Origin of the sequence: Kitasatospora sp. NPDC057500 (assembly GCF_042802195.1) — a bacterium.
Lineage (GTDB): Bacteria > Actinomycetota > Actinomycetes > Streptomycetales > Streptomycetaceae > Kitasatospora.
Window position 1 is genome coordinate 1 of record NZ_JBHVER010000233.1, and the last position, 11,483, is coordinate 11,483.

Sequence of the window (11,483 nt, forward strand, 5' to 3'; positions counted from 1 at the left end):
GACGCAAATGCCGTGGTGCCCCGATCGGGTTATGGTGGGGGGCACCACGGGCCGTCGCGGGACCGGCAGGACCGGCGGGTCAGACGCCGAGGGTGGCGCCGCCGTCGACGGTCAGGTGCTGCATGGTGATGTGGCCGGCCTGGTCGGAGAGCAGGAAGAGCACCGCGTCGGCGATGTCCTCGGGAACCGCCAGTTTCCGCAGCGGAATTCCCGTCTTGTACGTCTCCAATTGCCCTTCGATGGTCTTCCGCGGCCCGTTCTCGTCCTGGAACATGCTCATCAGCATCGGGGTTTCGGTGGAACCCGGCGCCACCACGTTGCAGCGGATACCGTGGCGGGCGACCTCCAGGCCCAGGCATTTGGTGAACGCCAGCGCGGCGGCCTTCGACGCCGCGTAGGCCGACATGTCCGCGCGGGCCGTTCCGGCCGCGTTGGAGGCGATCGTGACCACCGCCCCGGAATTACGCGGAATCATCCGGTTGACCACCGCGCGGGACATCAGGAAAACACCCGTGGTGTTCACCGCGAAGGTGTCCCGCCAGTCCTCGTCCGACAGCGAGCAGGCCGCCCCGAGGCGGAGCACGCCGGCCGCGTTGACCAGGTGCTCCACCGGGCCCAGCCGCCGCTCCACCTCGTCGACGACCTCCTCCACCTGGGCGGCCCGGCTGACGTCGGCCGGGAACGGGTAGACCTTCAGGCCGTCCGTCGCCAACTCCCCGGCGGCCACCTCCAGCGCCTCCCCGTCACGGTCGACGGCGGCCACCACAATGCCTTCCGCCGCCAGTCGCCGCGTCACCGCCGCGCCGATTCCCCGGGCCGCGCCCGTCACCACCGCAACCCCGCCACGCATCACAGCGAACCCCTTCCGGGATGCCCGCGGCAGCCGCGGGATCTGTTTCCACTTCACGGTCTTTCCGTTTTCCGGCCAGCCTCCCAAGGCGTGCCCCGCACCGGCACCCTTAGCCGCCCCCTAAACGGCGCCGCGGCACCGCAATAGGGGCCGGTAGGGGATCACGGGGAACGCGCCGGTCCGTAGCATCGGAGGGCCGCCGTCCGCGCCTTTCCCGTTTCCCCGCCCGCGACGTCCCGGATTCGCCCCGGATTCCCACAGTCCCACCCCCTCGGAGGGAATAGATGAGCACCGATTCCGGCAACGGATCGACACCCGCCACCGCAGCCGAGACCGCCGTCGCCATCGTGGGTGTGGGATGCCGCTTCCCGGGTGACGTGCGAACCCTCGACGACTTCGGACGCCTGCTGACCGGTGCCGCCGACGTCTTCACCGAGGTCCCGGCCGAGCGCTGGGGCGACCGGTACGCCGACCCGGCCGGCGGGCCCGGCACCATCGCCAACGGCCGGGGCGCCTTCCTCGCGGACATCGACCGCTTCGACGCCCCGTTCTTCGGCATCAGCCCCCGCGAGGCGGGCCTGCTCGACCCGCAGCAGCGGCTGATCCTGGAGGTCGCCTGGGAGGCGATGAGCGACTCCGGGCGGCCCCGCGAGTCCTGGCGGGGCTCGCGCACCGCCGTGCTGTTCGGACTGCTCGCCAAGGACTACGAACTCCTGCACGCGCGCACCCTCGGCGTCGAGTCGATCACCCAGCACCACGTCGGCGCACTGGAGTTCAGCTTCGCCGCCGGGCGCCTCGCGTACACCTTCGACCTCACCGGGCCGGTGGCCACGCTCAACTCGGCCTGCTCCTCCTCGCTGCTGGCCGTGCACCAGGCCTGCCAGAGCCTGCGGGCCGGCGAGTGCGACACCGCCCTGGCCGGCGGCGTCAGTCTGCTGGTCACCCCGGACCTCAGCGTCGCGCTCAGCCGGGTCGGCGCGCTCTCCCCCACCGGCCGCTGCCGCCCGTTCGACGCCGCGGCCGACGGCATCGTGCGCGGCGAGGGCGCCGGCGTCGTGGTGCTCAAGCGGCTCGCCGACGCGCTGGCCGACGGCGACCGGATCCACGCCGTCATCCGCGGCTCCGCCGCCAACAACGACGGCACCAGCATGGGCCTGACCGTGCCCAACGGAGCGGCCCAGGCCGACCTGCTGGAGACCGCCCTCTCGCGCGCCGGGCTCTCCCCCGCCGAGGTGGACTACGTCGAGGCGCACGGCACCGGCACCGCCATCGGCGACGTCATCGAGGTCGGCGCCATCGGCGAGGTGTACGGCGCGGGCCGGGAGGCCGGCCGCCCCCTGCTGATCGGCTCGCACAAGGCGCTGCTCGGCCACATGGACGCGGCGGCCGGCATCGGCGGGCTGCTGAAGACCGCCTGGATCGTCAACTCGGCGACCGTGCCGGGCCAGCCGTACGTGGAGACGCCCAACCCCAACGTGGACTGGCAGGACGGCGCGATCGCCGTCCCCGCCGCCACCACCGCGCTCACCGGCCTGGACCGCCCGGCCCGGGCCGGCGTCAGCTCCTTCGGCCTCAGCGGCACCAATGTGCACGTGATCGTCGAGGCGCCGCCCGCCGTCGGGCCCACGCCCGCCGACGAGCCGCCCGCGCACCCTTACGTGCTGCTCGCCTCCGCCACCGCGCCCGCCGGGCTGGCCGAACAGCTCGCGGCCCTGCGGGAGTCGGTCGCCGCCACGCCCGACGGCGAACTCGCCGAGCTGGCCGCCGCCACCGTCAACCGGCGCACCCACGAGTCGCACCGCCACGCCGTGGTGGCCACCGACCGCGCGGGCCTGCTGGACGCGCTGGAGGACGCCGAGGAGCCGCAGGACGGCGCCTACACCGGGGTGGTGCCCGACCCGGACAGCGCCCCGGAACCGGTGTTCGTCTACGCCGGCCAGGGCGGCCAGTGGGCGGGCATGGCGCTGGACCTGTACGAGAGCGACCGCACGGTGCGCGAAACCCTCGACGAGATCGCCGAGTTGGTCCGCGCCGAGGCCGGCTGGTCGCTGGTCGACGAGATCCGCGACGCCGACCCGGAGACCGGTCTCTACCGCACCGGGATCGTCCAGCCGGCCATCTTCGCCGTGCAGGTCGCGATGACCCGCTGGCTGGCCGCCCGGGGCGTCCGGCCGGGGGCCATCCTCGGCCACAGCCTCGGCGAGGTCGCCGCCGCCCACAGCGCCGGCGTGCTGAGCCTGCCGGACGCGGTCACCCTGATCGTCCGCCGCTCCGAGACCCTCGGCCTGGCCTCCGGGCGCGGCCTGATGTACGCGGTCACCGCCGACGAGGAGAGCGTCACCGGCATCCTGGCCGGATCGGGCCTGCCGGTCACCGTGGTCGCGGTGAACGGCCCCGGCTCGCTGGTCGTCGCGGGCCCGGCCGACGAGGTCGCCGAGGCCGCGCGACTGCTGGAGGCGGGCGGCCTGCGCTGCCGCCGGCTGCGGGTCGACGCGCCCGCGCACAGCCCGCTGATCGCCGACCTCGGCCCCCGGCTGGAGGCCGCCCTGGGCGGGCTGCGCCCGGCCGCCCCGGCCGTCCGGATGCTCTCCACCGTCGACCCGTCGGCCGACCGCACGGTCTACGACGCCGCCTACTGGGTGCGGAACTTCACCTCCCCGGTCCGGCTGTGGCCGGCCGTCGACCGGCTGCTCGCCGAGGACGACCACCCGCTGGTCGAGATCGGCCCGCACCCCGTCCTGGTCCCCTCGCTCGCCGAGGCCCAGCGGCTGCGCGGCCGGCGGGCCCCCGCCCTGCCGGTGCTCAGCCGGTACGAGCCGGGGCAGCTCGCCGCGTACCGGGCGCTGGCCCGGCTGCACGTGGCGGGCGCGCCGGTCGACTGGGCGGCGGCCGTGGACGGGCCGCGCCGGTACCGCACCCTGCCGGTGCCGTCCTGGCAGGGCGGGCGCTACTGGCTGCCCGGCGTGGAGCGCGGGCAGCAGGGCGGCGGGCAGGCGACCGGCGCGGCGGCTCCGGCCCGGATCCGGCTCAGCCTGCTGGACGCCGAGGACCGGGTCACCGGCGAGCTGTACGCGCAGGTGAGCGCGGGCGACCTGGCGGCGCTCGGCCGGGTCCCGGCGTCGGCCGAGCCCCAGTCTCAGGCCCAGCCCCAACCGCAGCCGCAGCCGCAGCCGCAGGCCCAGTCGCAGCCGGTGAGCCCGGCACCCGCCCGATCGCAAGCCGCCGCCGTACCGGCCGCCGCGCCCGCCGGGCGGGGCCTGGCCGAGCTGGTGACCGCCACGGTGCGCGAGGTGCTCGGCCTGCCCGCCGACCAGGCCGTCCCCCGTCGGCGCGGACTGTTCGAGCAGGGCCTGGACTCGCTGACCGCGGTGAGCCTGCGCCGCAGCCTGGAACAGCAACTGGGCGTCACCCTCCCCACCACGCTGGTCTTCGAGCGGCCCACCGTCAAGGCCCTGGCGGAGTACCTCGCCGCCGTCGCACCGGAGCGCCTCCCGGACCCGGCGCCGCAGTCCCGGGTCGCGACCGTTCCTCGGCCCGACCCCGCGCAGGAGGAGCAGGAGGAGCAGGAGGACGGCATCGCCGTCATCGGCCTCGCCTGCCGGCTGCCCGCCGCCCCCTCCCCCGCCGCGTTCTGGGACCTGCTGAACCGGCGCGGCTCCACCGCCGGCGACTTCCCCGCCGACCGGCTGCGGGACCCGGTCTGGGCCGAACTGGGCGACGCCATCGCCCTGCCGGGCTCCTACCTGGAGGACCTCGCCCAGTTCGACGCCCCGTTCTTCCGGATCTCGCCCCGCGAGGCCAAGCTGCTCGACCCCCAGCAGCGGCTCTTCCTGGAGACCGCCTGGGAGGCCCTGGAGGACGCAGGCTGCCCGACGCACACCCTCGCGGAGCGCCCGGTCGGCGTCTACGCCGGGCTCGCCCTGGCGGACTACCAGTTCCTGGTCGCCCGCGAGATGGAGCCCTCCCGGCTGAACCTCCACCACGGCACCGGGACCTCCTACGCCGCGCTGGCCGGCCGGCTGTCCTACCTGCTCGGCCTGCGCGGCCCCAGCATGACGGTCGATACCGCCTGCTCCTCCTCGCTGACCGCCGTCCACCTGGCCTGCCAGGCGCTGCGCGCCGGGGACTGCGAGGTCGCCGTGGTCGGCGGCGCGAGCGCGATCACCGCCCCCAGCCCGCTGCTGGCCTCGATGGCCGGCTCCGGCGCGCTGGCCGCCGACGGCCGGTGCAAGACCTTCGACGAGGACGCGGACGGCTTCGCCTGCGGCGAGGGGGCGGTGGCACTGATCCTCAAGCCGCTGTCCGCCGCGTTGCGCGACGGCGACCGGGTCCACGCCGTGCTGCGCGGCAGCGCCGTCAACCAGGACGGCGCGACCGGCGGGCTCACCGTGCCCAACCCGGTCTCCCAGGTGGAAGTGGTCCGCCAGGCCCTCGACCGGGCCGGCTGGGCGGGGCACGAGGTCGACTACGTCGAGACCCACGGCACCGGCACACCGCTGGGCGACCCGATCGAGGTGCACGCGCTGGCCGAGTCGCTGGGCGCCGGGCGCGGCGAGCAGGACCCGCTGCTGATCGGCTCGGCGAAGGCCAACGTCGGCCACCTCGGCGCGGCGGCCGGGGCGGTGGGCCTGCTCAAGGTCGTCCTCGCGCTGCGCAACGGCACGCTGCCGCCGCACCTGCTGGAGCGGCCGTCGAGCCGCATCGACTGGGACCGGGTCCCGGTGGAGGTGGTGACCGAGTCCCGCCCGTGGCCGGCCCACGACCGCCCGGCCCGCGCCGGGGTGAGCGCCTTCGGCGTCAGCGGCAGCAACGCCCACGTCGTCGTCGAGCAGTTCGTCCCCCGCGCCGCGGACCGCCCCGCCGACGTGCCCGCCGAGCCCGGCGAGCACGTCCTGCTGGCCACCGCGGCCACCCCGACGGCGCTGCGGGCCGTCGCCCGCGGGCTCGCCGAGCGCCTCGGCGCCGAGCCCGGGCGCACCGCCGACATCGTCCGCACCGCCACCCGACGGCGCTCCCTGCTGGAGCACCGCCTCGCCGTGGTGGGCACCGACGCGGCCTCGCTCACCGCCGCGCTGACGGAGGCCGCCGAGGGCACCGGATCGGCCCGGACCGGCCGCGTGGACGCCGGCGAGGAGCTCGTCATCGGCTTCCGCTACGGCGCCGAACCGGCCACCGGGGCGACCACGGAGGCCTGGGCCGCCGCCTCGCCCGTCTACCGGCGGACCCTGGCCGAGCTCACCGGCCTGCTCGCCGAGCTGGCCGGACCCGCCGCCGGGCGGAGCGCCGCGCTGGTCTTCTGCCACCAGGCCGCCGCGACCGACGCGCTGCGACAGCTGGGCGTCGCCCCGCACGCGGTGGCCGGCGAGGGCCCCGGCGCGGCCACCGCGGCCTGGGCCGACGGGCGCCTCACCGCGGCCGAGGCCCTGCGCGCCCTGCTCGACGGCACCGCCGACGGCCTGGCACCGCAGGGCGAGGACCCGACCGCCGACTGCGACCAGGTCGTCGCCCTCCCGGCCGACGGCGCGACGGCGGCCCGGCTGGCGGCCCGGCTGTTCGCCGCCGGGGTGCGCCCCGCGCCGGCCCGGCCCGGCGAGGACGGCGGCGCCGTCGTCGACCTGCCGGCCTACCCCTGGGAGCACCAGCCCTACTGGTACCGGGACTTCGCCGTGACCCCGGCCGCCTGCTGGCCGCTCTCCGCGCCCACGGCGGCGGAACTGCGCTCCCGCGCCGCACGGTTGCGCGACCTCGTCGCCGCCGGCGCGCCGGAGCCCGGCGCCGTGGCCCGGACGCTGGCGGCCCGCCCCGGACAGCCGCACCGACTGGCGCTGGTCGGCGAGGACGGTGGCCGACTCCTGGACGCCCTGGGCGCGTTCGCCGACCACGGCGAGCTGGCCGGCACCGCCGCGTCCGGCAGCGCGCCGGGCGAGGTCCGGCCCGTCCTGGTCTTCCCCGGCCAGGGCTGGCAGTGGGAGCGGATGGGCGCCCGGCTGCTGGAGGCCTCGCCGGTCTTCGCCGCCACGGTGACCGAGTGCTCGGAGCTGGTCGAGGCCTCGACCGGCTGGTCGGTGCTCGCGGTGCTGCGCGGCGAGCCGGACGCGCCCTCCTTCGAGCGGGTGGACGTCGTGCAGCCGGTGATGTTCTCGGTGATGCTGGGCCTGGCCCGGCTCTGGGAGTCGGCCGGGGTCCGCCCGGCGGCCGTGGTCGGCCACTCCCAGGGCGAGATCGCCGCGGCCTGCGCGGCCGGGGCGCTGAGCGTCGAGGACGCCGTCCGGGTGGTCGTGGCCCGCTCCGCCGCCCTGGTGGAACTCGCGGGCGGGGGCGCGATGCTGTCGGTGACGGCCGGTCCCGACCGGGTCGCCGGCCTGCTCGCGCAGTGGCCGGACCGGCTCTGGCCGGCCGCCGTGAACGGTCCCTCCGGCACCGTGGTGGCCGGCGAGGTGGCCGCCGCCGAGGAGTTCATGGCGCACTGCGCCGAGGCCGGTGTCCGGGTGCGCCGCATCCCGGTGGACTACGCCTCGCACACCCCGCACGTCGAAGCCATCCGCGAGCAGGTCCTGCGGGCGCTCGGCCGGGTGGAGCCGCGCGAGTCCCGGATCCCGATGTACTCCACGCTGACCGGCGCGCTGATCGACACCACCGCCCTGGACGGCTCCTACTGGCTGGAGAACCTGCGGAACCCGGTGCGCTTCCAGGACGCCACCAACGCCCTGCTGAACGACGGGTTCACCGTCTTCGTCGAGGCCAGCGCCCACCCGGTGCTGACCATGGGCATCGGCGAGACCGCCGAGGCGCACCCGACGGCGTCCGCCGCGGGAGCGGTGACCGTCACCGGCACCCTGCGCCGCGACGAGGACACCCTCGCCCAGGTCCTGACCGGCGCCGCCCGGATCTGGACCGCGGGCGTCGCGGTCGACTGGACCGCCCTGCAGCCCGCCCCCGCGGGCGAGCAGCCGCTCGACCTGCCGCTCGACGGCGACGAGGGCACCGGCAGCGGCCCGTCCGGCACCGACCAGGTGGAGAAGCGCTTCTGGCGGATCGTCGAGCAGGCCGACGCCGGGGAACTGGCCGGACTGCTGGGCATCGCGGGGGACGCCGAGCGCGACGCGCTGCGGGCCGTACTGCCGACGCTCTCGCACTGGTGGCAGCAGCGCCGCGAGGCCGCCGTCATCAACGCCTGGCGCTACCGCTCCGTGTGGCGGCCGCTGGCCGTCGACCCCGCCTCCGCCTACGGCGGGCTCACCGGCGTCTGGCTGGTCGCCGCACCGGCCGGGCTGCTCGACCACGACCTGGTGACCGCCTGCCTCCGGGAGATCGACGAGCACGGCGGCAAGGCCGTGCTGCTCCCGGTCGACACCACCGGCGCGGACCGGACCACCCTGGCCGAGGCGTTCACGGGCGCACCCGTCGGCGGCGTGCTGTCGCTGCTCGCGCTGGACGAGTCCGCGCACCCCGGGCACCCGGCCGTCCCCGCCGGCCTGCTCGCCACCGTGCACCTGCTCCAGGCCATGGACGACGCCTCCTGCGAGGCCCGGTTCTGGTCGGCCACCCGCGGCGCGATCGCGGCCACCGACGACGAACAGCTCGCCCACCCGCTCCAGGCCCACGTCTGGGGCCTCAGCCGGGTCGCCGGCCTGGAGACCCCGCAGCGCCTGGCCGGCGTGATCGACCTGCCGCCCGCGCTGGACGCCACCACCGGCGCGCTGCTGTGCGCCGCCCTCGCCGGGATCGACGACGAGGACCAGCTCGCGCTGCGCGACAGCGGCCTGCTGACCCGCCGGATCGTCCGCGACCCGGTGGCCGACGACGCGCCGGCCACCCCGTTCCGGCCCGAGGGGACCTCGCTGGTCACCGGCGGCACCGGCGCCCTCGGCGGCCACGTCGCCCGCTGGCTCTCCCGGCAGGGCGGACACGTCCTGCTGGTCGGCCGACAGGGGCCCGACGCCCCCGGGGCGGCCGAACTCGCCGCCGAGCTCACCGGGCTGGGCGCGGCGAGCGTCACCGTCACGGCCTGCGACATCGCCGACCGGGAGTCCCTCGCCCGGGTGATCGACGGCATCCCCGCCGAGCGTCCGCTGCGCGCCGTCTTCCACACCGCCGGAGTGGTGGACGACGGGCCGGTGAACGCCATGGCGCCCGACCAGCTGGAGCGGGTGCTGCTGCCCAAGACCCGGGCCGTGGCCAACCTCGACGAGCTCACCGCCGGCCTCGACCTGAAGGCCTTCGTGCTCTACTCCTCGGCCGGCAGCATGGTCCCCAACGTGGGCCAGGGCGCCTACGCGGCGGGCAACGCCTACCTGGACGCGTTCGCCGAGCACCGCCGGGCCCGGGGCCGCACCACCACCTCCATCGCCTGGGGCGCCTGGTCGGGCCAGGGCATGGCCGGGGAGCAGGACTTCGTCGACCGGGTCGGCCTCGGCGGCATGGACCTGATGACCCCGCACCTGGGCGTGATGGCCCTGCTCCAGGCGCTCGGCCACGGCGACACCGCCGTGGCGATCGCCAACGTCGACTGGGACCGCTTCGCCGAGCGCTTCAACGCCACCCGGCCGCACCCCTTCGTCGCCGAACTCGTCACCGCCGCGTCCGCCGGGCCGGCCGGCACCGAGTCGCCCGCCGCGGCCAGGCTGGCCCAGCTGACCGAACTCGAACCCGTCCGGCGCCGCAGCACCCTGCTCGACCTGGTGCGCGCCGAACTGGCCACCGTGCTCGGCTTCTCCAACGCCGGGAGCATCAGCCCCGGCACCGCGTTCAAGGACTTCGGCATCGACTCGGTCACCGCCGTCGAACTGCGCAACCGGATCGTCGGCACCGCCGGGCTCCGGCTCTCCCCGGTCGCCGTGTTCGACCACCCCACGGCGGAGGCGCTGACCGAGCACCTGCTCGGCCAGTTCCCCGACGCGGAGCAGCAGCAGGACCAGCAGGACCCGGAACCGGCCGGGGCGGCGCCGCAGGACGCCGAGGAGCCCAGCCTGATCGACGCGATGTCGGTCGAGGACCTCCTGCGCATGGCCCGCGGCGACAGCAGTTCCTGACCGAGACAGTTCCTGAACGAGACGGGCCCTGACCCCAGACAGGCCCTGACCCCAGATCGTGGCGAAAGCGGAGTGACCGGGATGACAACGTCGAACCAGGAGATCGTCGAGGCGCTGCGCACCTCGCTCAAGGAGACCGAACGGCTCCAGCGGGAGAACCGGCGGCTGATCGACGCGGCGCGCGAGCCGATCGCGGTGGTCGGGATGGCCTGCCGCTTCCCGGGCGGGGCGGGTTCGCCGGAGGAGCTGTGGGAGCTGCTCGCCGAGGGCGTCGACGCGACCTCGGAGTTCCCGGTGGACCGGGGCTGGCCGGAGGACCTATACGACCCGGACCCCTCCCGGTCCGGGAAGTCCTACACGCGCCGGGGCGGGTTCCTGGAGGACGTGGCGGGCTTCGACGCGGAGTTCTTCGGGATCTCGCCGCGCGAGGCGCTGGCGATGGACCCGCAGCAGCGGCTGCTGCTGGAGGTCTCCTGGGAGGCGCTGGAGCGCGCCGGGATCAACGCCCTCGCGGCGAAGGGCAGTCGGACCGGCGTCTTCGTCGGGGCGTCCAGCTCGTACTACGTCTCGGACCCGGGCCGGGTCCCCGAGAACGTCGAGGGCTACGCGCTGACCGGGAACCTGTCCAGCGTGCTGTCCGGGCGCGTCTCGTACTCCCTGGGGTTCGAGGGCCCGGCGGTGACGGTCGACACGGCGTGCTCGTCCTCGCTGGTCGCGCTGCACCTGGCCGTCCAGGCGCTGCGCAAGGGCGAGTGCACGCTGGCCCTGGCCGGCGGCGTCACGGTGCTGGCCAGCCCCGTGGCGTTCACCGAGTTCTCCCGGCAGCGCGGACTGGCCGGCGACGGCCGGTGCAAGCCGTTCAGCGCCGCCGCGGACGGCTTCAGCGCGGGTGAGGGCATCGGTCTGCTGGCGCTCGAACGGCTGTCGGACGCGCGGCGGTTGGGCCACCGGGTGCTCGGCGTGGTGCGGGGCAGCGCGATCAACCAGGACGGCGCCAGCAACGGCCTCACCGCGCCGAACGGTCCCTCGCAGCAGCGGGTGATCCGGGCGGCGCTCGCGGACGCGGGCCTGAAGGCCGGGGACATCGACGCGATCGAGGCGCACGGCACCGGCACCAAGCTGGGCGACCCGATCGAGGCCGAGGCCCTGATCGCGACCTATGGCCAGGGCCGATCGGCCGATGCCCCGGTCCACCTCGGTTCGCTGAAGTCCAACATCGGCCACGCGCAGAGCGCGGCCGGGGTGGGCGGCGTCATCAAGATGGTGATGGCGTTGCAGCAGGAGGAGCTGCCGCGCACGCTGCACGCCGAGGAGCCGTCGCCGTTCGTGGACTGGTCTGCGGGGTCCGTCTCGCTGCTGACCGAGCCCGTGGCCTGGACCCGTGGGGAGCGGATCCGGCGGGCCGGTGTCTCCTCGTTCGGGGCGAGTGGCACCAATGCGCACGTGATCGTGGAGGAGGCCCCGGAGGCCGACGCCGCGGTTGAGGACGGCGAGCCCGGTGCGGAGGGGGTGACGGCGTGGTTGGTGTCGGGTGGCAGTGCGGGTGGTCTGCGGGCGCAGGCCGGGCGGTTGGCGGAGTTCGCCGCCTCGGGTGTCGAGGC

General features: G+C 75.9%; 3 protein-coding genes. 2 read left to right on the forward strand and 1 reads right to left on the reverse strand.

Annotated features, from left to right (window positions below):
• Window positions 1-79: 79 nt before the first annotated feature.
• Window positions 80-850, reverse strand: coding sequence for a 2,3-dihydro-2,3-dihydroxybenzoate dehydrogenase (locus ACFU74_RS32245; protein WP_380763264.1), 771 nt, complete (start codon window positions 848-850; stop codon window positions 80-82).
• 284 nt (window positions 851-1,134) lie between these two features.
• On the opposite strand from ACFU74_RS32245, the gene ACFU74_RS32250 reads away from it, so the two are divergent.
• Window positions 1,135-9,882 (forward strand): type I polyketide synthase, encoded by an 8,748-nt coding sequence (locus ACFU74_RS32250; RefSeq protein WP_380763266.1) that lies wholly within the window; start codon window positions 1,135-1,137, stop codon window positions 9,880-9,882.
• Between the two features lie 81 nt (window positions 9,883-9,963).
• A partial coding sequence (locus tag ACFU74_RS32255) for a type I polyketide synthase (protein WP_380763268.1) occupies window positions 9,964-11,483 on the forward strand: 1,520 nt, incomplete at its 3' end.